The organism is Hymenobacter gummosus (genome assembly GCF_003970915.1).
In the GTDB taxonomy this organism is placed as follows: domain Bacteria; phylum Bacteroidota; class Bacteroidia; order Cytophagales; family Hymenobacteraceae; genus Solirubrum; species Solirubrum gummosum.
Map to the genome: position 1 here is coordinate 202,146 of NZ_RXOF01000006.1, position 26,213 is coordinate 228,358.

18 protein-coding genes are annotated in these 26,213 nt (G+C 67.1%); 11 read left to right on the forward strand and 7 right to left on the reverse strand.

All coding sequences use genetic code 11. The features are described from left to right. Positions 1-254 precede the first annotated feature (254 nt). On the forward strand, positions 255-1,547 hold the full coding sequence (locus EJV47_RS12610; RefSeq protein ID WP_126693511.1) for an MFS transporter: 1,293 nt from the start codon (positions 255-257) through the stop codon (positions 1,545-1,547). Between the two features lie 278 nt (positions 1,548-1,825). Here EJV47_RS12610 and EJV47_RS12615 read toward each other — a convergent pair whose 3' ends face one another. Then, on the reverse strand, positions 1,826-2,422 hold the full coding sequence (locus EJV47_RS12615) for a DUF4136 domain-containing protein (protein WP_126693512.1): 597 nt from the start codon (positions 2,420-2,422) through the stop codon (positions 1,826-1,828). A 167-nt stretch (positions 2,423-2,589) separates the two neighbouring features. On the opposite strand from EJV47_RS12615, the gene msrA reads away from it, so the two are divergent. Continuing rightward, on the forward strand, positions 2,590-3,276 hold the full coding sequence (gene msrA / locus EJV47_RS12620; RefSeq protein ID WP_126693513.1) for a peptide-methionine (S)-S-oxide reductase MsrA: 687 nt from the start codon (positions 2,590-2,592) through the stop codon (positions 3,274-3,276). A gap of 280 nt (positions 3,277-3,556) precedes the next feature. Here msrA and EJV47_RS12625 read toward each other — a convergent pair whose 3' ends face one another. The 3 genes from EJV47_RS12625 to EJV47_RS12635 are packed head-to-tail and all read right to left on the reverse strand — an operon-like array spanning position 3,557 to position 7,320. Further along, on the reverse strand, positions 3,557-6,436 hold the full coding sequence (locus EJV47_RS12625; RefSeq protein ID WP_126693514.1) for a TolB-like translocation protein: 2,880 nt from the start codon (positions 6,434-6,436) through the stop codon (positions 3,557-3,559). A 39-nt stretch (positions 6,437-6,475) separates the two neighbouring features. Then, a complete protein-coding gene (locus tag EJV47_RS12630) occupies positions 6,476-6,877 on the reverse strand; it encodes a hypothetical protein (RefSeq protein WP_126693515.1) in 402 nt (133 codons plus the stop codon). Positions 6,878-6,924: 47 nt separating this feature from the next. Next, positions 6,925-7,320, reverse strand: a complete 396-nt coding sequence (locus tag EJV47_RS12635) for a hypothetical protein (RefSeq protein ID WP_126693516.1) — start codon at positions 7,318-7,320, stop codon at positions 6,925-6,927. Positions 7,321-7,505: 185 nt separating this feature from the next. Between EJV47_RS12635 and EJV47_RS12640 the strand changes: the two genes are divergently transcribed. The 4 genes from EJV47_RS12640 (at position 7,506) to EJV47_RS12655 (ending at position 13,165) form a co-directional block, all read left to right on the forward strand. Next, complete coding sequence (locus EJV47_RS12640; RefSeq protein ID WP_126693517.1) at positions 7,506-10,514, forward strand: PAS domain-containing protein; 3,009 nt, start codon at positions 7,506-7,508, stop codon at positions 10,512-10,514. Positions 10,515-10,785: 271 nt separating this feature from the next. Next, positions 10,786-11,004: a hypothetical protein gene (locus EJV47_RS12645; RefSeq protein WP_126693518.1), complete on the forward strand. Its 219-nt coding sequence runs from the start codon at positions 10,786-10,788 to the stop codon at positions 11,002-11,004. 56 nt (positions 11,005-11,060) lie between these two features. Further along, the gene (locus EJV47_RS12650) at positions 11,061-12,212 is read left to right on the forward strand and encodes a methionine aminotransferase (protein WP_126693519.1); all 1,152 of its coding nucleotides are present in this window, start codon (positions 11,061-11,063) and stop codon (positions 12,210-12,212) included. Between the two features lie 146 nt (positions 12,213-12,358). Beyond that, positions 12,359-13,165, forward strand: coding sequence for an amidohydrolase (locus tag EJV47_RS12655; protein ID WP_126693520.1), 807 nt, complete (start codon positions 12,359-12,361; stop codon positions 13,163-13,165). 176 nt (positions 13,166-13,341) lie between these two features. Here the strand turns inward: EJV47_RS12655 and EJV47_RS12660 are convergent, their stop codons facing one another. Further along, a complete protein-coding gene (locus EJV47_RS12660) occupies positions 13,342-15,624 on the reverse strand; it encodes a T9SS type A sorting domain-containing protein (RefSeq protein WP_126693521.1) in 2,283 nt (760 codons plus the stop codon). Positions 15,625-15,766: 142 nt separating this feature from the next. On the opposite strand from EJV47_RS12660, the gene EJV47_RS12665 reads away from it, so the two are divergent. Beyond that, positions 15,767-17,068 carry a UDP-N-acetylmuramoyl-tripeptide--D-alanyl-D-alanine ligase gene (locus EJV47_RS12665; protein WP_126693522.1) on the forward strand — a complete coding sequence of 434 codons (1,302 nt, stop codon included), beginning with the start codon at positions 15,767-15,769 and terminating at the stop codon, positions 17,066-17,068. 107 nt (positions 17,069-17,175) lie between these two features. Here the strand turns inward: EJV47_RS12665 and rfbC are convergent, their stop codons facing one another. After that, the gene (rfbC, locus tag EJV47_RS12670) at positions 17,176-17,727 is read right to left on the reverse strand and encodes a dTDP-4-dehydrorhamnose 3,5-epimerase (protein ID WP_126693523.1); all 552 of its coding nucleotides are present in this window, start codon (positions 17,725-17,727) and stop codon (positions 17,176-17,178) included. Between the two features lie 61 nt (positions 17,728-17,788). Beyond that, complete coding sequence (locus EJV47_RS12675) at positions 17,789-18,907, reverse strand: glycosyltransferase family 4 protein (protein WP_126693524.1); 1,119 nt, start codon at positions 18,905-18,907, stop codon at positions 17,789-17,791. A 403-nt stretch (positions 18,908-19,310) separates the two neighbouring features. On the opposite strand from EJV47_RS12675, the gene EJV47_RS12680 reads away from it, so the two are divergent. The 4 genes from EJV47_RS12680 to EJV47_RS12695 all read left to right on the forward strand — a co-directional run bounded on the left by EJV47_RS12680 (position 19,311) and on the right by EJV47_RS12695 (position 25,891). After that, complete coding sequence (locus tag EJV47_RS12680) at positions 19,311-21,911, forward strand: cellulase family glycosylhydrolase (RefSeq protein ID WP_126693525.1); 2,601 nt, start codon at positions 19,311-19,313, stop codon at positions 21,909-21,911. A gap of 58 nt (positions 21,912-21,969) precedes the next feature. After that, complete coding sequence (locus EJV47_RS12685) at positions 21,970-22,839, forward strand: GNAT family N-acetyltransferase (RefSeq protein WP_165903735.1); 870 nt, start codon at positions 21,970-21,972, stop codon at positions 22,837-22,839. 210 nt (positions 22,840-23,049) lie between these two features. Further along, entirely contained in the window at positions 23,050-24,414 is a 1,365-nt protein-coding gene (hflX, locus tag EJV47_RS12690) for a GTPase HflX (protein ID WP_126693527.1), read from the forward strand. A 214-nt stretch (positions 24,415-24,628) separates the two neighbouring features. Beyond that, entirely contained in the window at positions 24,629-25,891 is a 1,263-nt protein-coding gene (locus EJV47_RS12695; protein WP_165903736.1) for a M43 family zinc metalloprotease, read from the forward strand. Positions 25,892-26,213 lie beyond the last annotated feature (322 nt).

Below are 26,213 nucleotides of genomic sequence, written 5' to 3' on the forward strand. Positions count from 1 at the left end.
GGGGGGGGCAGAAGCCACCTCCGGGGTGAGGTAAAAGCCTGCGTCGGCGCACAGCAGCGGCAGCAGGAGTAGCAGTGTTTTCATAAGTGGGAAACAAATACGGTGAAACGGGGTATGCGCAGTAACTCCGAAACAGGGCTTGCGCCTTTGTTGCCGGTGGTTTACCGGCAACGGACGAGCCAGCAGAATGTTACATAGAAGTAACGTTATTTTATTGTACGCTGTAATTACACCTGGCCACCTGAATTTTCCCAATGTCAGCCCCTCCGCCCCGCACGGCCGCCCGTATCCGTTCCATCGTCAGCGGCTCCATCGGCAACCTGGTGGAGTGGTACGACTGGTACGTGTACACGGCCTTTGCCCTGTACTTCTCGCCGGTGTTCTTCCCCGGCCAGAACTCCACCGTGCAGCTGCTGCAGACGGCCGCCATCTTCGCGCTGGGCTTCCTGGTGCGGCCCCTGGGCGGCTGGCTGATGGGCGAGTACGCCGACCGCCACGGCCGCAAAGCGGCCTTGCTGCTGTCGGTATGGCTGATGTGCGGGGGCTCCTTGCTCATTGCCCTCACGCCGGGCTACCGGCGCATCGGGCTGTGGGCACCGGCCTTGCTGCTGCTGGCGCGGCTGCTGCAGGGCATGAGCGTGGGTGGCGAGTACGGTACCTCAGCCACCTACCTGAGTGAAATGGCCGACGCCCGGCACCGGGGCTTCTACTCCAGCTTTCAGTACGTGACGCTGGTGGCGGGCCAGCTGCTGGCCCTGGTGGTGCAGCTGGGCCTGCAGCAGCTGCTCACGCCGGCCGAGCTGCAGGCCTGGGGCTGGCGCGTGCCTTTCGTCATTGGGGCGGCGGCGGCGCTGGTAGCCCTGTACCTGCGCCAGCACATGCACGAAACCACCTCCTTCGTCACCCAGGCCGCAGCCGCGGACGTGGCAACGGAAAGTAGGCTGCGCGGGCTGCTGCGCTACCCTCGCGAGGTGCTGACGGTGGTGGGCCTGACCCTGGGTGGCACCCTGGCTTTCTACACCTTCACCATCTACCCGCAGAAGTTTCTGGTCAACACGGCCGGCTTCACGGTGGAGCAGTCCACGCGCATTTCCACGGCGGTGCTGGCGGTGGCTCTGCTGCTGCAGCCGCTGATGGGGGCCCTCTCCGACCGGGTAGGGCGGCGGCCGGTGCTGCTGTTTTTCGGGGTGGGCGCCACGCTGGGCACGGTGCCCCTGCTCACTGCCCTGAGCCAGACCCGCAGCTCCTGGGTGGCCTTCGGGCTGCTGGCGCTGGCCATGCTCATCGTCAGCGGCTACACGGCCATCAACGCGGTAGTGAAGGCCGAACTGTTCCCCACGCCGGTGCGGGCCCTGGGCGTAGGGCTGCCCTACGCCCTCACGGTGGCCCTGTTTGGCGGCACGGCCGAAACCATAGCCCTGCAGCTCAAAGCCTGGCACCAGGAGCCGCTGTTTTACTGGTACGTGAGTCTGTGCGCCGCCATTTCGCTGCTGGTGTACTGGCGCATGCCCGATACCAAGCACACGTCGAGGATCGAGGAGGAGTGAAGAGTGAGGAAGGAAGAAGCACGTCGTCCTGAGGCGCGGCCGGAGGACCTTCCTCGCACCCCGCGCCGCCGCTGATGCCACTGCACAAACATTGGACTGCAGCAACTGAAAAGCGCAGCCGCCACGCCCGGACGATGGGGCGTTGGTGGCTGCACTTTTATTGTTCTGCCTTCAGCAGCGGCACTTCGTAGGTCACGGCGGTGCGGGGCTCGAGGAGGGTGCTTCGGCCGCGCCTCAGGATGACGGGCTTCTTCCTTCCTCACTCTTCATTCGCCCGCTCACTTCTGCTGCTTCACCGGGAACTTGTCGAGGATGTCGCGGGCGGATTCGGCGAAACGCTCCCCGGCGCGGGCGGGGTTGCTGACGGCGTCGGAGACGGAGCCGCGCCAGATCATGTTGTTGCTCTTCGCGTCGATGAAGTCGAGCACCAGCATGCCCTCCTGGTAGGTTTCGGTGCGGTAGCCGCTGGGGGCCTGGTACCAGTAGGTGTAGTTGACGGGGATGAGTGCGCCGCGGTAGCGCACCAGGTAGGGGTAGCTCACGGGCACGGCCGGGTTGGGCGGGTTGGCCACGGTGCGCTCGGCTTCCTCCACGTAGAGGTGGTAGGTCAGGTAGAGGTCGGGGCGGCCGGTGGTGGCGGGCGTGATGCCGCGCTTGGCCAGCTCGGCTTCGATGGCGGGGCGCAGCACGCCGTCCTGCAGCTGGCTGCGCAGGGCCGGGCCCTGGGTGCCGTCGGTTTTCACTTCGGTATCGGCCCAGGCGAAGGTGCGGTACTGCGTGTAGTCGACCCCGGCTTTTTCCTGCACGGTTACCGACGAGCAGGCACTGAGCCAGCCCAGCAGCAGCGCCAGGGCACTTATCAGGCGGAATTTCATGGTGAATCGGAATTGGTTGGAGAAAAGCGTGTCCTCTCTCCTACCCGGCTTACGGCCAATTGGTTGTAGTTGAGCCGCTATATAGTAGGGCGCGCCAGGGCAGTTTCCCGCCCGGCATCCGAATCAATTGGCGCGCCCGTATGTTGCTCCTCACGACGATGACAAGCATGAAACCACTGTTGATACTGCTGCTGACGGCGCTGAGCACCGTCGGCTGCGAGGCCCGCTCCGGCGGCCCGGGCGCTGCCGCTCCCGCCGCTACTCCGCCCCAGGATGACCGCCGCTTTGCCGAGCTGCCCAAGCAGCAGGCGGGCGAGGCCGTGGCCACCTTCGCCAGCGGCTGCTACTGGTGCTCCGAGCACGTATTCGAGAGCCTGAAGGGCGTGCGCACCGTGGTGTCGGGTTACTCCGGCGGCACCGTGGCCAACCCCACTTACGAGCAGGTAAGCCACGAAAACACCGGCCACGCCGAGTCGGTGCAGGTGTATTACGACCCGAAGGTCATCAGCTACGCCACGCTGGTGAAGGTGTTCTTCTTCCAGCACGACCCGACAACCCTGAACCGCCAGGGCCCCGACGTGGGCGAGTCGTACCGCTCGGTGGTGTTCTACCGCACGCCGCAGGAAAAGCAGCAGATTGACGCGGAAATCAAGCGCATTCAGGCCGCCAAGCTGTTTCCCAGCCCCGTGGTGACGCAGGTGCTGCCCTTCAAGGCCTTTTACCCGGCCGAGCGCTACCACCAGGATTACTTCCAGAACAACCCCGACAACCCCTACATCCGCAACGTGTCGACGCCGCGCTTCCAGCGCTTCGCCGAGAAGTTTCCGGAGCTGCTCAAGGAGCCGGTGAAGTAGGCCCGTCCGGCTGGCCTCTACCGCCGGTTTGAATTTGCAAACGGCCCCGCTGGCACTGCGCCGGCGGGGCCGTTCGGCGTTGTGGGTGGGACTCGACAGGGCCAGCCACCCTTCATGCTGCCGCGGTTTGCGTAGCGTCGTTCAAGGCCAGCTTCCCGGTAAGATTCAATTTTTCAGCCTCGCGTCGCCGTGGCTGCCCCGTATAGGCACAGTATAGTTACCCCGAAAGCACTCCGAACCAGCCATTGCGGGAAAATACCATAGCCCGCCCATGCCCGGCTCAGATGCCAATATCCAGCACCAGCGGGTCGACCTGCCACTCGCCGGTGGTGAAGTTGCGCAGCACCCGCACGCCGGTTTGCAGCGGAGTGCGCAGGCGCAGCACGTTGAACACCACCGACACCGAGCCGCCCGCGGTGCGGAAGTCGCGCGTGGTGGGGCTGCCCAGGTTGCGCCCCCGGGCCACGTCGCCGAAGGCGGAGCCCTTCAGGCGCTGCACGTACAGCCAGCGGCCCAGGGCCCAGTGCGTATCGGCCAGGGGCAGGCGGTACTCGGCGCTGCCCACGGCCAGGCGGTCGAAGCCCACGTAGCCGGCGCCGCGGGGGTAGAACACGGCCGCGCTGAACAGGTACTCGCGCTGCTGCTGCCACTGGTAGCCGGCGCGCAGCCGCAGCGAGTGGTGCTTACCGATACCCGGGAAGTACGCCGAGCCAATCAGTCCGAGCTGCCGGGCATTGAGGCCGTGGCCGAAGGGCGTAGTGCGGCCCGTCACCAGCAACGACTGTCCCCAGCGCGGGCCCACGTCGCGGGCACTCATTTTGAGCTGCCGGACGTAGCTGAGGCTGCCCTGCAGGGCGTGCAGCGGGTTGTTGGGGCCCACCTCGGAGCGGCGGCGCAGGGGCAAATCGTAGTCGTATACTTGCTCGTGCAGGTAGTAAGCGCCCAGGGTCAGGGCCTGCAGGTACTTCGAGCGGGTGAGCGTGAGGGGCAGGCGCAGGCCGGTGGTCAGGCGGGTGTAGCGCCACCGGTCCTGCAGCAAGGAGTCGAGCGGCAGGCCCCGGTCGGCGTAAAGGCTGGCGCGGCGCCCGCCGTGGGTGACATCGAGGTCGAATACCGGGTAGCGGCCCTGGTAGCTGAGCCCGCCGAACAGGGCGGCGGTGCGCTCGGTCTGGTCGTAGATCACGCCGGCAATGGCCTGGGTGGTGTTGAGGTAGTCCTGGGAGCGGACGCCCAAACTCAGCCCGGTGCCGCCGGGGCTCTGCACCAGCCCGTAGCTGAACACGTTGAAGGCGTGGGCCAGCGGCCGGTAGCGCTGCACCGCAAAGCGCCCGGCCGAGTCGGGCCGCGCCAGCTGGGGGCGCAGCTGCGGGGCGCCGGGGTCGGTAGCCGTGAGCTGCCGGGAGTACAGCCGCTCGGGGTCGGCGGCGGGCGGGGTCACGGGCGTCCAGCGGGCCGGCTCCAGGGGCATTTCCACGATGCGGCTGCCCTGGGCCCGAAACTCGTGGAAGGCCAGGTGGCGGCCGTCGGGGGCCGGGGCGGCGTGGTAGGCCCCGAGCGGGCGACTGGTCACCTGGTAGGCCTGGCCCGAGCGCACGTCCACGGCGAAAAGGTTGTCGATGCCCGCCTGCGGGGAGTTGTAGAGCACGTAGTCCTGCCAGGGCATGGGCGCCGACAGGTTCACGTTGGCCACGGGCAGCAGGTCGCGGCGGGTGCCGGCGGCGGGGTCAAGCAGCTCGATGGTCTTGCCTTCGGGCCGCAGCACCACGGCGGCAATGCGCTGCCCGTCGGGCAGGAAGCGGGGCTGCAGGTACAGGTGGTTCTGGGGGTTGGGCAGCTCCTGCAGCACGGCGCCGGTGCCGGCATCGAGCACCACGAGGTGGTGGCGGTACTGCGCGTCGGTGCTGGTGGCCACGAGGCGGCGGCCGTCGGGCGAGAGGGCGGCCGAGGTGTAGCGCGTGCGGCGGGTGAGGCGGGTGAGGCGGCCGGTGGCCAGGTCGAGCACCCGCAGCTCGGAGTACTGCCGCTGGCCCCAGCGCGCATCGGGCTGGTACTCGGGCCACACGGCTTTACCGGCGGCCACGCTCAGCGCCTCGGGCAGGTGAATCAGCCCCGGCACAAACACGCGCTGCTCCCGCCCGCCGCGGCCCAGGTGCACCCACTGGGCAATGTCGCCCAGCCCCGACTTGAGGGCCAGCACGGTGCTGTCGGTGAGGTACTGCGGGTATTCGTAGTTGGTGTAGACTTTCGTCCCGGCCTGCCCGCGCAGGTCGGTGGCCTCGGTCAGCACCAGCCCGGCCTGCTGGGCGCGCCAGGTGGAGTCGGCTTCCTGCATGGCCCGCGCGTAGAGCTGCTCCACCCGCAGCCCGGTGGTGCGCCGGATGCCGTCGGAAAACGAGAACGGGTAGAACGGAAAGCGGTAGTAGTGGTCGAGGGCCCGGTCCCAGGCGTCGGGGCCGTAGTGGTTCTTGAGGTACGAAGTGAGGAAGTAGCCCAGGGTGTACCAGTTGGGCACTTGGTGGCGGAACGAGCCGTTGACGGCCTCTTGGTAGGAGTAGCGGCGCCCGGCCAGCAGGTTGGCGCGCAGGCCCACGTCGAAGCCCGGAATGCGCCCCCGGCCGCTGCGGGTGAGGGCCGTTTCGGTGCCCACCGCGTCGCCCTCGAAAAACCACGGCGGCAGCCCCACCGACATAACGCCCAGCGCGCCTTCGCCCAGCAGCGGCACCAGCACCCGTCCCAAGCCTTGCCGGGCCTTGTCGAACTGCCCTACGTGGCGGAACTCGTGCACCACCAGCTGGTCGAGCCAGTCGACGGTGCCCAAGCTGGCCTCCTGGGGCGGGGTGGTGAAAAACTCGGCGTGGCGGGGCAGAAAGGTCACGAAGCCGTTGCTGACCGTCGTCTGCGTCTGCAGCACCACCGTCAGGGGCCGGGCCGTCACGCCCAGGGAGCGGGTGCCGGCGGCGTGGGCCTGCTCCAGGCGCCGGGCCGTGTGCTGGGCCGCCGAGTCGAAACCCGCGGGGTAGAGCACCCGGAAGTGGGGGGTGCGCACCCGCTGCCAGCGCAGGTCGGGCGGGTTTTGGTCGAGGATGGGCAGGGTTTGGGCGGCGGCCGCGCCGGCCAGCAGCAGAGCGGCCGGCAGTGCCAGGGCGAAAAAGCGGAGCATCACCGGTAAAGCTGCGGCCGGACCGGCGCATTTGCAACTCTACGGCCCCTCGGCGGCGCGCAGCCAGGCCACGGCCTCGGCGTAGTCGTCGAACAGGCGGGTGTGGGGCCGCTCGGTGTAGGCCACGGCCTGACTGCTGCTCAGCCGGCCGTACATGCTGCGGGCGTTGATCCAGGCCAAGTGCCGCACCCCGGCCGCGTCGAGCTGGGGCATGAAGGTGCGGCCCACCCACTCGGCGGCCTCGGCCCAGAGCGAGCAAACCAGGCGGTTGTCGTTCAGAATCCGGCAGTAGCCGGTTTGCTGCAGGCAGTCGAGGATGGCGGCGCAGCCGCCCTGCACGGCCGGCAAACCGGGCACGTGCCGCCAGTTGGCGTACAGCCAACCGTGGTATTCATCCGCTTCAATACTCAGCGTGGGAGAATGATAGAGGAGCCGTAGCATACCGCAAGACAACAATAACAGGTGCGGCAAATTGCAGCTTCGGAGGGCTAGATCTGGCGCAGCCAGGTGCGGGCCGCCTCGATGCTGTCAAAAGTTCTTACGACGGGCTTGGCGGTGTGTTGCAGGGTGAGGTCGGTGCTCAGGCGGCTGTACACGTTGGGCGAGTACACCCAGGCAAAATATTCCAGGCCAGCCTCAATCATAAGCGGAAACCACACCCTGCCACCCCATTCGGCCGCATCGGCCCAGGTGGTCTGCACCCGGCGGTTGTCGTTGAGCACTTTACGGCAGCCCTGCTGCCGCAGCAGCTCCAGCATGCGCAGCGCCCCGGCCTGCACCGTAAAGGCGTCCTGCTCGGCCTGCCATTCGGCCAATAGCCACTGCTCGGCTTCGTCGTAAGCCACACTGATGACAGCGTCGCGGTAAAGTAAACGTTCGGCCATGCAAAGCGGGGGAAGTCGAACCTACTCGTACGGCCGGCGGACGAACCGGGTTGCCGCTTTTCTGCAAGCCGGGCGAAATAATTCAATCTTCTTTCCAAATCCGCCGGCCAAATGGGCCGGTGGCCGGGCGCGGGCGCGTATCTTTGAGAAAGGCAACTCGTCCATTTCCCCTCATCCGCGCTGCCATGCCCTCGCTTTCCGCCCCCGATTTCGGGCTGCTGTTCGACGCCCTGTCGACGCCCTGCTTAGCCCTGGCGCCCGACCAGACGGTGGCGGCGGCCAACGCGGCCGTGGGCGCCTGGCTGGGCTGCGCGCCCGCCGAGCTGCTGGGCCGGCCGGCCGATGCGGTGCTGCCCCTGCTCGAAGATGGGGCCAGCTGGGCTACGCTGCTGCTGGCCCCGCCCGCGGCGCCGGCCACCATCGGGGTGCGCGCGGCCGACGGTGCCGCCCGCGCCCTCACCTTGCAGGCCGTGAGGACCAATGGGCACGGGGGCTACGTGCTGGCCCAGGCCGCCCCGGCGCCGCCCGCCCCCGAGCCGCCCCGGCCGCCCGAGTCCTTCCGCTTTCTGAGCGAGTTTATCCCGCAGCTGGTCTGGACCACCGACGCCCAGGGCCGGCACGACTATTTCAGCCCCCGCTGGCTCGACTACACCGGCCACGCCGGCCTGGCCGCCCCCGACCCCAGCTGGACCGCGCAGCTGTACCCGGCCGACCAGCCCGCCGCCCGCCACCGCTGGCAGCAGGCCCTGAGCAGCGGCGAGCCGTACCGGGCCGAGCTGCGCCTGCGCAGCCACGACGGCCGCTTCCGCTGGTTTCTGGTGCAAGCCCTGCCCCTGCACGACGCCCACGGCCGCATCAGCCAGTGGCTGGGCACCTGCACCGACGTGGACGACGCCAAGCGCGTGCAGCAGCGCCTGCTGGCCAAGGACCAGCAGCTGCAGCAGATTCTGGGACAGGTGCCGGCCTACGTGGCCACCGTGTTCGGCACCGACCACATCGTGTCCTTCGCCACGCCCAACTTTCTGGAGCTGCTCGGCGGACGCCTGCGCGTGGGCTGGCCCCTGGCCCAGAGCGTGCCCGAGCTGGCCGGCCAGGGTCTGCTGGCCCTCTTCGACGAGGCCTACCGCCAGGGCCGCCCCCTGCAGGAGCAGGCCCGCCCCATCAGCTGGGTGAATGCCCAGACCCAGCAGCGCGTGCAGCGCTACTACGATTTGACCCTGCAGCCCCTGCCGGGCGGGCAGGGCCAGATTCAGGGCGTGCTCTTCTTCGCCGTCGACGTGACGGCCCAGGTGCAGGCCCGGCAGCGCCACGAGCGGCTCACGGCCACCGTGCGCCGCCGCGACGAGCAGGTGCGGGCCATGACGGAGGCTCTGCCGCTGATCAGCTTCAGCCAGGCGCCGAACGGCCGCCTGGTGTACGTGAGTCCGCAGTGGTCGGCCTTTACGGGTGCCCCGGCCAAGCCGCCCCGTGGCCAGGACTGGCGCACCTTTGTGCACCCCGACGACTACCCCACCGTGGCCGGCTCCTTCGTGCGGGCGCGCCGCGACCGGCAGCCCTGGACCAGCCAGCTGCGCCTGCGCGCTGCCGACGGGCAGTACCGCTGGCACCTGGCCCGCTCGCTGCCGGTGTTCGACGAGCAGCAGCGCCTGAGCCGCTGGTACGGCACCCTTACCGACGTGCACGAGCAGCAGGAGCTGGCCGAGCGCCTGCGCCACAGCGAGCAGCAGTTCCGCTTCCTGGCCGACACCGTGCCGCTGTTTACCTGGACGGCCACGCCCGCGGGCCAGATCGACTACGCCAACCAACGCTTCCTCGACTACACCGGTCAGACGCCCGGCGAGGTAGCCCGCGGCGGCTGGCTGGCCTTGGTGCACCCCGACGAGCAGGACCTCACGCGCCAGCGCTGGGCCGAAAGCATGCGCACCGGCCAGGACTGCGAGGTGGAGCACCGCGTGCGCGGCACCGATGGGCTCTACCGCTGGTTTCTGGTGCGGGCCACCGCCATGCGCGACGCCGAGGGCCGCATCGTGAAGTGGTACGGCTCCAGCACCGACATCCACGAGCAGCGCGCCCTGCAGGACGAGCTGCGCCGCTCCGAGGAGCAGTTCCGCTTCCTGGCCGACAGCCTCACCAACCTCATCTGGATTGTGGAGCCCGACGGCACCATCAGCCACTTCAACCAGCGCTGGGTGGAGTACACCGGCCGCAGCCTGGAAGCGTCGCTGCACTGGGGCTGGCAGGACCTGGTGGACCCCGAGGACCAGGAACGCACGCTCGCGCGCTTCCGCCAGCACATGGCCTCGGGCGAGCCGTACGAAAACGAGGACCGGGTGCGCCGCCACGACGGGCAGTACCGCTGGCACCTGCACCGCGCCCTGCCCCTGCGCGACGCCGACGGCCGCATCCTGCGCTGGTTTGGCTCCAGCACCGACATCGACGACTACAAGCGCTTTCAGCACGAGCTGGAGGCGCGCAACGCCGAGCTGTTGCGCATCAACCAGGACCTGGACAACTTCGTGTACACCGCCTCGCACGACTTGCGCCAGCCCATCGACAACATGGCCGGCATCTTCCAGGAGCTGACGCGCTCGGCCCGCTACGACGACCCCGACGCGCCGGCTCTGCTCACCATGTTCGAGCACTCCCTGGAGCAGATTTACACCACCATCAAGGAGCTGGCGGCCCTGGTGCAGACGCAGAAGCAGAGCATGCTGGCCGCCCCCGAGCAGGTGCGCCTGGAGCGCCTGACGCAGGAAGTGCTGCACAGCATCGGCGAGCAGGTGCGCACGGTGGGCGCCGTGGTCGAGACGGATTTTTCCCAGGTGCCGGCCGTGGAATTCGTGCGGCCCAACCTGCAGAGCGTGCTCTATAACCTGCTCTCGAATGCCGTGAAGTACCACGACCCCAGCCGCCCGCCCCGCATCCGGGTGTGGACCGAGCGCGACGCCGCCGGCCGCCCGGTGCTGACGGTGCAGGACAACGGCCTGGGCATTGATTTGTCGCGCCACGGCACCGAGCTGTTCCAGCTGTTCCGCCGCTTCCACGACCACGTGCCCGGCTCCGGCACCGGCCTCTATTTGGTGCAGCGGCTGGTGCAGGCCCACGGCGGCGAGCTGCTGGTGGAAAGCACGCCCGGCGTGGGCACCACCTTCCGGGTGCGGCTGCCGAAGGATAGCGGGACGCTGGCAGAGTAAGCTGATGCGCGGCCAACAAGCTGTAAAGTATCTGGCGGCGGGGCTGCCGAGCGCCATTAGCCTCATGGGCTGCGCGCCGAAGTTTCAGCAGCTTATGCGAGAAAACGCGGACGGTACGAAGTCACCGATGCCACCGCCTAAATGGTGCGTACAGGTAGCGGACCTTCATCTGCGTAACCGAGACATTCGGCGGTTATCTGCTTTCATAACAGAACAAAACCAGATGGAATGGCGTGTCGATGTTCGACGCGTGGATGTTTGCCTGAATGATTTGGTTACCCGAGACAACCTAGGGTTATTTTATATCATCAGTCCGATTTCCTCCCATTGGACTACCTGCTACTTTATCCGCGGTAGCCGGGGCGTCTCCGTCGTCCGCTGGACTGGCACCGGCCGCGCACCCGACGACGTGCGGGCCGCCCTGGCCAAACACCAAGCGGATTTCAGCCCGGAAGAAGCGGAGCGGATGATTCACTACTTCGACAAGTAGCCGCATATTGCGCGGACCGTAACTTACGGGCCTCCACTGCTTCTTCGTTCCCCACCTTGCTTACTTCCAAACTCCCCGACGTCGGCACCAGCATCTTCGCGGTGATGACGCAGCTGGCCACCGAGCACGGGGCCATCAACCTGGCCCAGGGTTTCCCCGATTTCAACCCGCCCGCGGCCCTCACCGAAGCCCTGGCCCACCACGCCCAGGGCCCGCAGCACCAGTACGCGCCCATGCCCGGCCTGCCGCGCCTGCGCGAGCTGATTGCCGACAAAACCGCCCGCGTCTACGGCGTACCCGCGCCCGATCCGGCCACGGATATTACCGTCACCAGCGGGGCCACCGAGGCGCTGTTTGCCGTCATCACGGCCGTGGTGCGCCCCGGCGACGAGGTGCTGGTGCTGGAGCCGGCCTACGACTCCTACGCCCCGGCCATCCGGCTGGCGGGCGGCCGGCCCGTGTACGTGCCCCTGAGTTTGCCCGAGTTTCGCCCCGACTGGGACCGGGTGCGCGCCGCCCTCTCGCCCCGCACCCGCCTGGTGATGGTGAATACCCCGCACAACCCCACCGGCGCCGTGTGGACCGACGAGGACTGGCAGCAGCTGGCCGCCTTGCTGACCGATTCCGACACCCTGCTGCTGTCCGACGAGGTGTACGAGCACATGGTGTTCGACGGGCGGCCGCACCGCTCGGCCCTGCACCACCCGGCCCTGCGCGAGCGGGCTTTCGTGGTGTCGTCGTTCGGCAAGACCTACCACGCCACCGGCTGGAAAGTGGGCTACTGCGTGGCTGCGCCCGCCCTCAGCGCCGAGGTGCGCCGGGTGCACCAGTTCGTCACCTTCGCCGTCAGCACCCTGGCCCAGCTGGCCATTGCCGACGTGCTCGGCGACGCCACCTCCTACGACTACCTGCCGCGCTTTATGCAGCAGAAGCGCGACCTGTTCGGGCAGCTGATGCGCGGCACCGGCTTCGAGCTGCTGCCCTCCGAGGGCTCCTACTTCCAGCTGGCCCGCTACCAGCAGCTGGCTCCCGGCCTGGGCGACGTGGAATTTGCCCACCGCCTCACCCAGGAAGCCGGCGTGGCCGTGGTGCCCGTGTCGGCCTTCTACCACGACGGCACCGACCACGGCCTGGTGCGCTTCTGCTTCGCCAAGCAGGATGAGACGCTGCAGGCCGCCGCCGAGCGGCTGCGCCGCTTCCGGGGCTAATTCCCCCCTTCTCCGGCTACGCCGACTTTCGGGTTGAGTAAGGGCGGGAGTTTGCACTGAGACGTATCACTTTCCAAATCTTCTATTGTCTTTTTACCCTCAATTCAGTAACATGCCGAAGTAACCCTCTTCTTCGCTCTCTCACCGTGTCCGACCTCACCGTTTCGTTTGTTCAGTTCGCCATCAAGTGGCACGACCCTGCGGCCAACCGCAGCGAGCTGGCGGCGCATATCGCCGAAATTTCCATTCCGACGGATTTGATTGTGCTGCCGGAAATGTTCAGCACCGGCTTCAGCATGGAGGCCGAACGCTGGGCCGAGCCGGCCGAGGGCCCTACCCTGGCCTGGATGCGGGAGCTGGCCGTCAAACGCGACGCGGTGATTACCGGCAGCATCATGATTCGCGACGAGGACGGGCACTACTACAACCGCCTGCACTGGGTGCGCCCCGACGGCTCGTACAGCCACTACGACAAGCGCCACCTGTTCCGTATGGCCGGCGAGCATGAAGTGTACGCCGCCGGGCAGCAGCGCCTGATCGAGGAGTGGCGCGGCTGGCGCATCTGCCCGCTCGTCTGCTACGATTTGCGCTTCCCCGTGTGGAGCCGCAACGATATCCACCAGCCCTACGACCTGCTGCTGTACGTGGCCAACTGGCCCGCCGCCCGCCGCACCGCCTGGATGACCCTGCTACGCGCCCGCGCCATCGAAAACCTGGCCTACACCATGGGCGTCAACTGCGTGGGCATGGACCTGAAAGGCCAGCCCTACGACGGCGACTCGGCCCTGCTCGACATGAAGGGCGAGTACCTGGTGGAAGTCGGCAACCAGGAAACGGGCATCACCCGCACCCTGCGCCGCGCCGACCTGGAAGCCTACCGCGGCCGCTTCCCCGCCCTGCTCGACGCCGACGAGTTCGACCTGCGCGTAAGCGGGGAGATGGTGAAGCTGTGAAATAGTGAGGTGGTGAAATGGTGAGTTGACGTGCGGACGGCTCCTTACCGACTACCTGAGCTACCAAACAGTACGACCCGCAAACGTAGCGGCCCCGGCAACCAAGGTTGCCGGGGCCGCTACGTTTGCGGGTTTTGGGCCTGTTAGGCGGTGAAACTCACCATATCACCACCTCACTATTTCACCTGTAGACGCTGCACGCCGCGGCGGCCGTTGGCGTCGGTGGCTTCGAGCAGGTACACGCCGGCGGGCAGGGTTTCCACGTTGAGCTGCTGGCGGCGCAGCAGGGCGTCGTGCTGCTGCACCACGCGGCCCAGCAAATCGCGCAGCAGCACCCGCGCCGGCGTGGCCGACTCCACGGTGACCTGCTGCTGGGCCGGGTTGGGGTACACCTGCAGGGGCAGCGCATCGGCGGCCTGGCGGCGGGTGCTGGTGATGCGGCCCACGGTGCCGTAGAGCATCAGGCCGCCGGCTTCGGTGCCGACTACCAGCTCGGGGGCATTGTCGCCGTTGAGGTCGACCAGGTTGAGGTGGTTGCGGCTGCGGTCGACGCTGACGGTATTGCCCCAGCGCGGCGCCTCCATCTGGCCGGTGGCCGGGTTGCGCATCACCTCGGTGCGCTCGGTGAAGATGCCGCTCTGGGCGCGGTAGTTGGTGACCAGGTGCAGGGTACCGGTGTGCTCCAGCACCAGCAAATCGGGCGTGCCGTCACCATCCACGTCGGCCACGGCGGGCGTCAGGTTCATGGGGCGCTGGTTGTCGGGGGTGCGGAAGCCGCCGAAGTTGTCATTGACCAGCGTAAAGGCGTCGTTCAGGGGCTGGCTGGGGTTGCGGCGGTAGTAGCGCAGCGAGCCGCCGGTGAGGCGGTGGCCGGTGTTGGTGCCAATCAGCAAATCGAGGTACCCGTCGCCGTCCACGTCGGTAAAGCAGGGCGTGTCGCCGCGGGTGTTGCCGAGGTTATTGAGGTTGTTGAGCTGGCTGGTATTGAAGCTGGCCGGCTGGCCCGCGGCGGCCGTGTTCAGGTAGTAGAAAAGGAAGTTGGCGCCGATGTAGTAGCTGCCGAACACCAAATCCAGGGCCCCGTCGCGGTTGAGGTCGGTCAGGGCCGGGCGCAGGCTCTGCAGGCTGAGCGCCGACAGATTGAGGTAGTCGTTGGTGACGAGGCGGTAGGCCGGGCGCTGGGCCGTGCCGATGTTGCGGTAGTAGGACAGCGTGGCGCGGTACGTGCCCGACGACAGCGGCCCGGCGTACTGGTCGGCGGTATTGGCCACCAGCATGTCCACCAGTCCGTCGCCGTCGATGTCGCCGAAGGCCGTGGCGGCGCCCTCGCTCACGTCAATCATCTGGTCCTGCAGAAAGGGGCCGCTCTGCCGCACGTAGTTGGGGGCGGCGTTGGTGCCGGTGTTGAAAAACATGGCCCCGTTGCGGCGCATGGTGGTCAGATCGTCGTTGTTGGCCAGGCCCGAGGCCACCACGATGTCCTGCTTGCCGTCCTGGTTGGCGTCGATGGCGTAGGGCACGGGGTAGTTCACCAAATCGACCACGCCCAGGCCGTTGGGCAGCGTGCGCAGCAGGCTACTGTTGTTGGTGTTGGCCACGGCGGCCGTGCCCGAGTTGCGGATGGCCACCATTTCGGGGCAGCTGTCGCGGCCCAGCAGCAGGTCCTGGTCGCCGTCGTTGTCGAAGTCCTGCAGCAGCAGCCCGAAGCCACCGGTGTGGTTGATGCCGGTGGGGCGGCAGGCGGTGCCGGCCATGCTGTAATCGGTGCAGGTGCTGCCGCAGAAGGTGATGCCGCCCCAGTTCAGCGACTCGTAGCGGTACTGCAGCCCCCCGCAGCTGGTGCTGACGTTGCGGTAGTACTGCACCTGGGTGCCAAAGCCGAAGTCGAAGGCAATGATGTCGAGCTTCCCGTCGCCGTCCACGTCCTGAATGGCCGGGATGTCGTAGCTGCCCAGGTAGATGGTGCCGTTGAAGGTGGTGGTGTTGTAGAACGCCAGCTGGGGGCTGGCCTGCTGGAAGGTGGGCCGCCCGCCCGGGCCGGCCACGTTGCGGTACACCCGCACGTCGCCGGTGCCGGCAAAGGCCCAGAGGTCGGGGCGGCCGTCGCAGTCGTAGTCGCGCAGCAGGGCCCAGCGGTCCAGGTCGGCGGGGAAGATGCTTTCGTAGCTCGGGGCGTACTGCCAGCGCCGGCCGCCCGTGGGGGCCGGCACGCTCAGGAAGGTCAGCACCCGGTTGGTCATGCGCTCAAACACGAACAAGTCGTTGTTCCCGTCGGCGTTCAGGTCGATGCTGGAATACTGGGGGCTGTTGAGGCCCCCGGCCCAGGCCAGGTGCAGGGTATCCGAGCCCACCAGCACGGGCGGCAGCAGGTTGGGGCGGTATTCGAAGCCGAACGGGGATTGGGCCGCGGCGGCCAGGGGCAGCAGCAAGGCCAGCAGGGCGGGTAAACGACGAAGCATAGAAAAAGACGGAAAGAAGGGCTGAATGACGAGGATGATGCCCGAAAAGCGAATTAGGTTGGAACTAACAGCAAAATTTGCGCCGGGGCTCCTTGGTTCCCTTCTTAGATTTCCTTTCCCAAATTACGCCAAACCCGCTGGTATGCCGCCGATTTCCATTTCCGACCTCTACGCCCGCTACCGGCAGTGCCGCGCCGTGAGCACCGATACCCGCCAGGCCCAGGACCAGACGCTGTTCGTGGCCCTGAACGGCCCCAGCTTCCGCGGCGCCGACTTCGCCCCGCAGGCCCTGGCGAAGGGTGCCCGCTTTGCCGTGGTCGACGACGAGGCGCTGGCCGCCACCGACCCGGCCCGCTACTGCTACGCGCCCGACACCCTGGCCGCCCTGCAGCAGCTGGCCCTGCACCACCGCCAGCAGCTGCGCATCCCGGTGCTGGCCGTGACGGGCTCCAACGGCAAAACCACCACCAAGGAGCTGCTGAACGCGGTGCTCAGCCGCCGCTTCCGGGTACAGTACACCCGCGGCAACCTCAACAACCACATCGGCGTGCCGCTCACCCTGCTCAGCATCCGGCCCGAGGAGCACGAGCTGGCCGTGGTGGAAATGGGCGCCAACCACCAGGGCGAAATCGACAGCTACTGCCAGTACGCCCGCCCCACGCACGGGCTCATCACCAACATCGGCAAGGCCCACCTGGAGGGCTTCGGCGGCATCGAGGGCGTGGCCCGGGGCAAGACCGAGCTGTTCCGCTTCCTGACGGCCACCGGCGGCACGGTCTTCGTCAACACGGCCGATGCGCGCCTGGCCGCGGCGGGCCAGCTGCTGCCCCAGCGCGTGACGTACCCCGGTCCGCAGGATACTTACCCGGCCGAGCTGCTGTCGGCCGCGCCGCGGGTGCGCCTGCGCCTGTTCGACGGCACGCCGGTGGAAGCGGCCATTACCGGGGCCTACAACTTCGTGAACCTGGCCGCCGCCGCCGCCGTGGGAGCCCACTTCGGCGTGCCCACGGCCGACATTGCCGAGGCCCTGGCCGCCTACGACCCGCAAAACAACCGCTCCCAGCTGGTGCGCACGGCCCACAACGAGGTCGTCCTCGACGCCTACAACGCCAACCCTTCCTCGATGGCGGCGGCCCTGGCCAGCTTTACGGCCCGCCCCGGCGAGGCCGGCCGCAAAGCCGTGGTGCTGGGCGACATGTTCGAGCTGGGCGAGGAAAGCACGGCCGAGCACCACGCCCTCGGCGACCTGCTGCTGCGCCAAGGCTACGGCACGGTGCTGCTGGTGGGCCAGGAAATGCAGCGCGCCCAGCGCCCGGGCTTCCACCACTTCCACACCAAAGCCCAGGCGGCCGCCTGGCTGCGCGAGCATCCGCTGCAGGAACGCCTCGTGCTCGTCAAAGGCTCCCGCGGCATGGGCCTGGAAACGCTGATGGAGCTGCTGTAAGGGTAAGAGGGTATAGGGGTAAGGGGGTAGGAGTTATCGTTCGGGCGACTCCTACCCTCGCAAACTTTTTAACTCCTAAACTCTTACCCTCCTACCCTCTTAAACTCCTAAAAAGGGCTGTTCAGCTCGGCCAGGGTGGGCAGGATTTCGTCCTTGGGTGAGACGATAGGCACGAAATCCTCGTCGCCCCAGCGGATGTTCAGGGCGGGGTCGTTCCAGAGCAGGCCGCCCTCGTGGGCCGGCTCGTAGTAGTTGCTGCACTTGTAGAGGAAGATGGTGTCGTCGTCGAGGGAGACGAAGCCGTGGGCGAAGCCAGTGGGAATGTAGACGATGTTGGCCCGCTCGGCCGAGAGCAGTACCTGCGTGTGCTGGCCGAAGGTGGGCGAGTCGCGGCGGATGTCCACCACCACGTCGAGGGCGCGGCCGCGGGCCACGCGCACCAGCTTGGCCTGGGCGTAGGGCGGGCGCTGGAAGTGCAGCCCGCGCAGCACCCCGGCCGCCGACACCGACTGGTTGTCCTGCACCCAGTCTTCCCGGATGCCGGCTTTTTCGGCCAGCAGGCGGGCGCTGAACGACTCCAGGAACGAGCCGCGGGCGTCGCCAAACACGCGCGGCACCAGCTCCAACACCCCGCTGAGCGGACACTGAATTACTTCCATCGGGCAGATTCGGTAGGGACGGCGCGGGGCGCGGCCAGCGCGTCCCGGGGCTAAAATAGGGCTATCGGCGGCCGAATTCGGCGACGGTGCGCAGGTATTTATCGAGCACCAGCCGCTCGTCGAACTTGGTTTCGGCCAAGTGGCGCGAGGCCTGGCCCATGCGGCGCAGCTCGGCGTCGGGCAGCCGGAGCACCTGCAGCATCTTGGCGGCGAGGTCATCGGCGGAGCGCACCTGGCAGAGGTAGCCGTTCTGGCCGTCAACGACGGTTTCGCGGCAGCCGGGCACGTCGGTGGTTACCACGGGCTTGCCCAGGGCGGCGGCTTCGAGCAGGGTTTTGGGCGTGCCTTCGCGGTAGGAGGGCAGCACCACGCAGTCGGCCTGCAGGATGTGGGCGGGCACGTCGTCGGAAGTGCCGAGGTATTCCACGTTGCCGGCCCGCAGCCACTCGTCGAACACCACGCGCTTCACCCCTACCCCGCCCGACTCATCGATGCCGCCGAGCAGCTGAAAGCGGGTGCCGGGCACGGCCGCGCGCACCTGCCGGGCGGCCTCGAAGTACTCCTCCACGCCCTTTTCGTAGAGCACGCGGGCAATCATCAGGAACACGAACGGCTCGTGGCGCACGGGGGCTTGCGGGTCGGGGCGCAGCTTCTCCACGTCGATGCCGGAGCCGGGCAGCAGGTCGGTTATTTCGCGGCGCACCAGCTGGTGCTGCAGAAAGAGCTGCCGGTCGTCGTCGTTCTGGAAAAATACCCGCTTGGGGAAGCGGAAGGCAAAGCGGTACAGGCCCAGCACGATGCGGCTCACCAGGTTCTGCACGATAAAGGCCGTGCCCAGGCCCGACACGTTGTTGACGCTCGGAATGCCGGCCAGCCGGGCGGCCAGCGTGCCGTAGATGTTGGGCTTGATGGTGTAGTGCAGCACCACGTCGGGGCGGTGGCGGCGGTAGGCGTCGTAGAAGCGCTTGGTCAGCTGGGCGTCCTTGACGGGGTTGGTGCCCTTGTTTTCCATCGGGATGGGCACGTAGCGGCAGCCCAGTTCGGTTTCGAGCCGTTCGGAGTAGGCGTCGGGCGGGGCCATGGCCAGCACTTCGTGGCCGGCGGCCTGCAGGGCGCGCACGAGGTTACGGCGGAAGTTCCAGATGTTCCAGCTGGTATTGATGACAATGGCAACGCGCATAAAAAAGCCGGCGCGGGTTGGGCGCCGGGGCGCAAAGATAGGGCAAGCGGGTATGGGGGTAGGCGTTGGGGAGTCGGTTCCCGTGCGGTTGACCGCCGGGAAGGTCGGTTGACCACCCGGAAGCTCGGTTGGGCACCCGGAAACCGCGCCCATGCGCCCGGAACCATTCCCCACCCGGCCGGAAGCCGCGGCCACGCCCCCGGAAGCGGGCCGCATGGGTCCGGAAGCCGCGCGCCAGTGCCCGGAAGCCGGTCCTAGGCTCCCGGAAGCGTCGGGGCGCTACCCGGAAACGCTGGCCACGTACCCGGAAGTCAGACGCCCGGCTCCGGAAGCAGACAGCCCGGACCGGGATGCGGGGCGTACTTTTGCAGCCTGAACCCGGCCCCGCGGCCGGCCCTTGCCTATGAAGCTTCTGCGTTTTCTGTTGCTGCCCCTGCTGCTCGGCGGGCTGACTGTTTCCCCCGCCCAGGCTCAGCGCCGGGCCACCCAGGCCCCAGCGGCCGGCGTGTTCGTTGACAAAGAAGGCGTGCTGCGCTGGACGGATTCCAAGCGGGAGGTGGCCCTGTTCGGGGTCAACTACACCGCGCCCTTCGCCCACGCCTACCGGGCCCACCAGCGCGTGGGCGCCGACGTGGAGCAGGCCATCCGACAGGACGTGTACCACCTGGCCCGCATGGGCGTGGATGCCTTCCGGGTGCACGTCTGGGACGTGGAAATCACCGATACGCTGGGCAATCTGCAACAAAACGAACACCTGCGCCTGCTCGACTTTCTGCTGGCCGAGCTTAAGCAGCGCGGCATTAAGACCATCCTCACGCCCATTGCCTACTGGAACAATGGCTACCCCGAGCCCGACTCCGGCACCGGCTTTTCCAGCATCTACTCCAAGGCCGAAGCGTACGTGAATCCGCGCGCCATAGCGGCTCAGGAGCGGTACCTGACGCAGTTTCTGAACCACCAGAACCCGTATACCAAGCGCCTGCTGCGCGACGACCCGGACATCATTGCCTTCGAGGTGTGCAACGAGCCGCGCTACCACGAGCCCAAGGCGCAGGTGACGGACTTTGCCAACCGCATGGTGCGGGCCATGCGCGCCACCGGCCTGCAGAAGCCCATTTTCTACAACATCGCCGAAAACTACCCGGTGCACGAGGCCATCCTCGATGCCAACGTCGACGGCATTACCTTTCAGTGGTACCCGCAGGGCCTGGTGAGCGGCCACGAGCTGCGCGGCAACCTGCTGCCCTACGTCGACCAGTACCCCATCCCCTACCGCAACGACCCACGGTTTAAGCGCCGTGCCAAGATGGTGTACGAGTTCGAGTCGGCCGACGTGCTGCAGCCCATCATGTACCCGCTGATGGCCCGCAGCTTCCGCGAAGCCGGTTTTCAGTGGGCCACCCAGTTTGCCTACGACCCGTTGGCCATTGCCCCCTACAACACCGAGTACCAGACGCACTACCTGAACCTGGCCTACACGCCGGCCAAGGCCCTTAGCCTGCTCATTGCGGGCAAGGTGTTCCGCGAGGTGAAGCGCAGCCAGCCCTTCCGCCGCTACCCCGCCGATTCCACGTTTGGGCCGTTCCGCGTCAGCTACCGCCAGCAGCTGAGCGAAATGAACACCGAGGAGGAGTTCTACCACACCAACTCGACCCGCACCCAGCCGAAGAAGCCGGCCAAGCTGCAGCACGTAGCCGGCGTGGGCTCCTCGCCGCTGGTGACGTACGGCGGCTCGGGGGCCTACTTTCTCGACCGCCTGGCTGCCGGCATCTGGCGGCTGGAGGTGCTGCCCGACGCCGTGCCGGTGCGCGACCCGTTTGAAACGGCCTCCCTGCGCAAGGCCGTCACCTACCTCGAATGGAACGAGCAGCCGCTGACGGTGAACCTGCCGGGGCTGGGCGCTGATTTCAGCCTGCGCGGCCTCAACCCCGGCAACCCCGCCCAGGCCACCGCCAGCGGGACCCGCCTGACGGTGCGCCCCGGCGTGTACCTGCTGGCCGCCCGCGGCCAGAGCACCGCCGCCTTCGGGGCCGATACGCCGCTGGGCGCCCTCAAGCTGGGCGAGTTTGTGGCCCCGGCCCCGACCAAGCAGCCCCCGCTGCTGCGCCACCAGCCCTACGCCCAGGCCACGGCCGGGCAGCCCCTGCGCCTGCGGGTGCTGGTAGGCGGCGCCGGGCCTCAGGATAGCCTGCTGCTGGTAGCGCAGCACTTCTACGGCCGCACCCGCACCCTGCCCATGACGCGCGGCGCCGGCGCCACCGCCGAGGCCGAAGTGCCCGCCGAGCTGCTCTACCCCGGCCTGCTGCGCTACTGGGTGGTTCTGAAGCGCCCCGGTCAGCCCGCCCTGACTTTCCCCGGCGGCGCCGAAGGCCAGCCCCGCGACTGGGACTTTTTCTCCCCGCAGCGCTGGGAAGTGCCCGTGGTGGCGGCCGGCACGCCGGTGTCGCTCTACCAGCCCGCCCGCGACCAGCCCCGCACCGAGGTGCGCGGCACCGAAAACGCCTTTTCCGGCTGGGCCGACTACGTGACCAGCGCCCCCGACGGCGCCCTGGCCCTGCGCCTGGTGGTGCCCACCACCAAAGCCGACGCCGGCCCGGCCGCGCCCGGCCCCAGCGTGAGCCTGCGCGCCTACTTCGCCGATTATCTGACGGGCCGCGCCTCGGAGCTGGGCGGCGTGAAGGAGCTGGTGGTGAAGGCCCGCAGCAACCAGCCGGCGGCCGCGGTGAAAGTGGCCCTGCTCACCAAGGACGCCGCCGCTTACGCCGCCCCGCTGCGCCTCAGCGCCGAGTGGCAGACCATCCGCATCCCGCTCAGCCGCCTGCAGCCCGACGCCCTGCTCATCACCCCGCGGCCCTACCCCGGCTTTCTGCCCCTGCAGTTCCGGCCCGCCAGCCAGCCCCCGCAGCTGCGTCTTTCCGAGGCCGAGGTGCTGCAGGTAGTGGTGAATGGTCCGGCCGTGGGCGCCCCCATTCAGGTGGATATCGAGTCGGTGCAGCTGCAGTAGCGGCCGCGCGGCCCGATTTGCCCGTAATTTTGCCTTGCTCACCCGCCCCGTATCCGCCATGCTCACCACCCCGCGCCTCCAGCTGATTCCCTGCACCCCGACCTACTTCGAGGCGGCGCTGGCCGGGCCCCACGTGCTGGCCGGCGTGCTGGGCGTAACGGCCGAGGCGGGCTGGCCCGGCTCGATGGAAGCCCAGATGGCCCTGGCCTCGGGCTACCAGCACCTGCGCCGCGACCCGGCCCTGCAGCCCTGGTGGATGTACCTGCTGGTGCACCGCCAGGAGCAGCGCCTGATCGGCCTGGCCGGCTTCAAGGGCCGCCCCGACGAGCAGGGCACCGTGGAAATCGGCTACAGCGTGCTGGAAAGCTACCGCGGGCAGGGCCTGGCCACCGAAGCCGCCCGTGCCCTCAAGGACTACGCCTTTGGTCACCCCCGGGTGCGCCGCGTGACGGCCCTGACCCAGCCCGCGCGCAACGCCTCCTGCCGGGTGCTGGAAAAAGCCGGCCTGCAGTACCTGGGCCCCGTCATCGATCCGAACTGGGGCGAGGTCTGGCAGTGGTCCTGCCTGCGCCCCGAGCCGGCCGCCGCACCCGCCCCGCTGCTGGCCGCCGCCCTGTTGCTGCTGACCCTGCTCGGCAGCTGCGGCGAGGCCGAAAAGCCCGCTGCTACGCCTCCCGCGCCGGCCGTGGCGGCGGCCGATGTGGTCGACCCCGGCAAGGCCTTGTTCGAGCAGAACTGCGTGCTCTGCCACGGCCCCGACGGCAAGCGCGGCCTCAACGGCGCCCACGACCTGACCAAGAGCAACCTCAACCAGATGGGCCGGGTGTACATGGTCACGAACGGCCTGGGCAAGATGCCCGCCTTCAAGGGCCAGCTCACGCCCGAACAGATTGAGCAGGTGGCCGCCTACAGCCTCACGCTGAAGTAAAACGGGCCAAATAGCTGGATGGCTAACTGGTTGGTCGTTCCGGCGCTTGGTTAAGGTGCTTTAGCCTGGCCCTTAGCCACTACATTACCTTTACCGTATGTTACCGGCAGAAACCCGCTTGTTGCGGGCCTCGCCGCGCGTAGCCACACCCTTCCCCCCACCCCACACGTACCGCAGCCGGCCCCCGGTTGCCTCCTGTCTCCCAAACCTATGCCTAGCCGACCTTCTTCCAAACGACGCTCCAACAGCACCCGCCACCCCGGCGCCACCGACTCGGTGAAGGGCCGCGTGGGGCGCATCCTGGCCAAGGGCAACAAGGACGCCACCTACGAAACCGGCCAGGAAGCCGAAACCGCCGTGCTGGTGGCCGTGCCCGACAAACGCCAGGACGACAGCGTCACCACCGAATACCTCGACGAGCTGGCCTTCCTCACCGAAACCGCCGGCACCGTGCCCACCAAGCGCTTTATCCAGAAGCTCGAAAAGCCCGACCTGCGCACCTTCGTGGGCTCGGGCAAGCTGGAGGAAATTCGCGCCTACGTGCAGCACCACGGCACCAGCATGGTCATCTTCGACGACGACCTTTCGCCTTCGCAGCTGCGCAACCTGGAGGGCGAGCTGAAGGTGAAAATCCTGGACCGTACCCTGCTCATCCTCGACATCTTCGCCTCCCGGGCCAAGACGGCCACGGCCCGCACCCAGGTGGAGCTGGCCCAGTACCAGTACCTGCTCCCGCGCCTGACGGGCCTCTGGACCCACTTGGAGCGCCAGCGCGGCGGCGTGGGCATGCGCGGCCCGGGCGAACGGGAAATCGAGACGGACCGCCGCGTGGTGCGCGACCGGATCAGCCTGCTCAAGGAGCAACTCAAGGAATTTGACAAGCAGACCCAGACCCAGCGCAAGGCCCGCACCGGCATCCTGCGCGTGGCCCTGGTGGGCTACACCAACGTGGGCAAATCGACGCTGATGAACTTGCTGGCCCGCACCGAGGTGTTTGCCGAAAACAAGCTTTTCGCCACCCTCGACTCGACGGTGCGCAAGGTGGTACTCGAAAACGTGCCCTTCCTGCTCTCCGACACCGTCGGCTTTATCCGCAAGCTGCCCACCCGCCTTATTGAGAGCTTCAAGTCGACGCTGGACGAAATCCGCGAAGCCGATTTGCTGCTGCACGTGGTGGATATTTCGCACCCCTCGTTCGAGGAGCACATTCAGGTAGTCAACGACACGCTCAAGGACATTGGCGCGGCCGAGAAGCCGACCATCCTGGTGTTCAACAAAATCGACCAGTACCAGACCGACGTGGACCCGGCTGCCCACCTGCACGACGTGGAGCCCGACCACGCCGAGGACCTGCACCACGCCGACGAGGTGCAGACGCGCCCCACGCTGGAGCAGCTACAGGCCTCCTACATGGCCCGCCTGCACGACCCGGTCATTTTCATCTCGGCCCAGGAGCGGCAAAACATCGACGAGCTGCGCGCCATGATTGCCCGGCGCCTGCGCGGCATCTACGAGCGGCAGTACCCCGGCCACCCGCCCTTCCCCGACCTGGCGGCTTACTCCGCGGAGGAATAGTCGTTTTTGTACTAATCCTGTCCAGCTTCGAGCCCGGCCCAACCGCCGGGCTCTTTGTTTTGCCCAATTCGTGAATTGCGAATTTTTACTTCCTTCACTGGCAAGTATATAGCAATTGTGTTATTTAAAATTATGAAACCTATTTTTTGCTTTTGTGTAAATAAATCCATCTATTAACCGGACACTTCTTGCCACCACCTCAACCAAACCTTACATGAGAAAAACGTTCTACGCTCTTGCACTTGGCTTAGGCATTGCCGCCCTGCAGCCCGCCGTGGCCCAGGATCAGGACCGCAGCATCGGTACCGTGCAGCAGCAGCCCGGCCGCCAGTGCGCCTCCATGGACGTGCTGGCCCAGCAGCTCGCCGCCGACCCGGCCATGAGCCAGCGCCTAGCCAACATCGAAGCCCAGACGCGCAGCTTCGCCGCCAACCCCACCGCCAACCGCACCAACGCGGTGGTAACCATCCCCGTGGTGGTGCACGTGGTGTACAATACCTCTGCTCAGAACGTGCCGCAGTCGCAGATTGACGCCCAGATCCGGGTGCTCAACGAGGACTTCGCCAAGCTGAACGCCGACGCGAGCCAGACGCCTGCCATCTACGCCGGCCTGGCCGCCAACACCAACATCCAGTTTGTGCTGGCCAAGCAGGACCCCAGCGGCAACCCGACCACCGGCGTGGTGCGCAAGTCGACCAAAACCCGCTCGTTTAGCTCGAACGACTTTGTGAAGTACAGCAGCAAGGGCGGCTCCGACGCCTGGCCCCGCGACAAGTACCTGAACCTCTGGCTGTGCAACCTGGGCCAGGGCCTGCTGGGCTACGCGCAGTTCCCGGGCGGTGCCGCCGCCACCGACGGCGTGGTGTGCCTGTACTCCTCGGTGCCCGGCGGCGCGGCCACCAACTACAACGGCGGCCGCACGGCTACCCACGAAATCGGCCACTGGCTGAACCTGCGCCACATCTGGGGCGACGCCAGCTGCGGCAACGACCTGGTATCGGACACGCCGACCCAGCAGACCAGCAACGGCGGCTGCCCGGCCTTCCCGCACGTGACCTGCGGCAACCAGGGCGACATGTCGATGAACTACATGGACTACACCTATGACCGCTGCATGTACATGTTTACCAGCGGCCAGTCGACGCGCATGAACGCGCTGTTTACCTCGGGCGGCGCCCGCGCTGGCCTCGTAACCTCCAACGGCGGCACTGCCCCGCGCACGGTGGCTACCGGTGGCTCGTACTCGCTCTACCCCAACCCCGCCGCCTCGGTGCTCACGCTGACGGACGCCACCTCGGGGGCCCGCAGCAGCGCCACCAGCGTGCAGGTATACGACATTCACGGCCAGCTGATGAAGGGGGCCCGCTACGACGCCAGCACCGGCCAGCTCGACGTGCAGAGCCTAAACAAGGGCCTGTACCGCATTGCCATCAGCGACGGCAGCCAGGTGGTGCAGAAGAGCTTCGTGAAGGAGTAAGCGCTGCTTATCCAGGAAATAGTCAAAAGCCCCGGCTGAATGTCAGCCGGGGCTTTTTGCATCCAGGCCGATGAATGAACACCGCAAATAATTATCAGCAAAGCAGTTACAGCTGAACAACCAATGTTTAGACATTGGTATATTTATTATATGATAAACACAACTAAATTTTATCGGGCCGCAAAAGTACACTTTCAACTCATCCATCCAACTACTTTGACATCGATGGGTAATATTTTTTCTGGTTTTGCAAAAATTATTCAACAAACACTTGTTAGCACCGTAATTTCTTCAAACATTGGCAGCCTCAATTTCAATTTCA

Coding starts and splice junctions, on each gene's coding strand:
- EJV47_RS12610 (WP_126693511.1), top strand. CDS start 255: ATGTCAGCCCCTCCGCCCCGCACGGCCGCCCGTATCCGTTCCATCGTC.
- EJV47_RS12615 (WP_126693512.1), bottom strand. CDS start 2,422: ATGAAATTCCGCCTGATAAGTGCCCTGGCGCTGCTGCTGGGCTGGCTC.
- msrA (WP_126693513.1), top strand. CDS start 2,590: ATGAAACCACTGTTGATACTGCTGCTGACGGCGCTGAGCACCGTCGGC.
- EJV47_RS12625 (WP_126693514.1), bottom strand. CDS start 6,436: ATGCTCCGCTTTTTCGCCCTGGCACTGCCGGCCGCTCTGCTGCTGGCC.
- EJV47_RS12630 (WP_126693515.1), bottom strand. CDS start 6,877: ATGCTACGGCTCCTCTATCATTCTCCCACGCTGAGTATTGAAGCGGAT.
- EJV47_RS12635 (WP_126693516.1), bottom strand. CDS start 7,320: ATGGCCGAACGTTTACTTTACCGCGACGCTGTCATCAGTGTGGCTTAC.
- EJV47_RS12640 (WP_126693517.1), top strand. CDS start 7,506: ATGCCCTCGCTTTCCGCCCCCGATTTCGGGCTGCTGTTCGACGCCCTG.
- EJV47_RS12660 (WP_126693521.1), bottom strand. CDS start 15,624: ATGCTTCGTCGTTTACCCGCCCTGCTGGCCTTGCTGCTGCCCCTGGCC.
- EJV47_RS12665 (WP_126693522.1), top strand. CDS start 15,767: ATGCCGCCGATTTCCATTTCCGACCTCTACGCCCGCTACCGGCAGTGC.
- rfbC (WP_126693523.1), bottom strand. CDS start 17,727: ATGGAAGTAATTCAGTGTCCGCTCAGCGGGGTGTTGGAGCTGGTGCCG.
- EJV47_RS12675 (WP_126693524.1), bottom strand. CDS start 18,907: ATGCGCGTTGCCATTGTCATCAATACCAGCTGGAACATCTGGAACTTC.
- EJV47_RS12680 (WP_126693525.1), top strand. CDS start 19,311: ATGAAGCTTCTGCGTTTTCTGTTGCTGCCCCTGCTGCTCGGCGGGCTG.
- EJV47_RS12685 (WP_165903735.1), top strand. CDS start 21,970: ATGCTCACCACCCCGCGCCTCCAGCTGATTCCCTGCACCCCGACCTAC.
- hflX (WP_126693527.1), top strand. CDS start 23,050: ATGCCTAGCCGACCTTCTTCCAAACGACGCTCCAACAGCACCCGCCAC.
- EJV47_RS12695 (WP_165903736.1), top strand. CDS start 24,629: ATGAGAAAAACGTTCTACGCTCTTGCACTTGGCTTAGGCATTGCCGCC.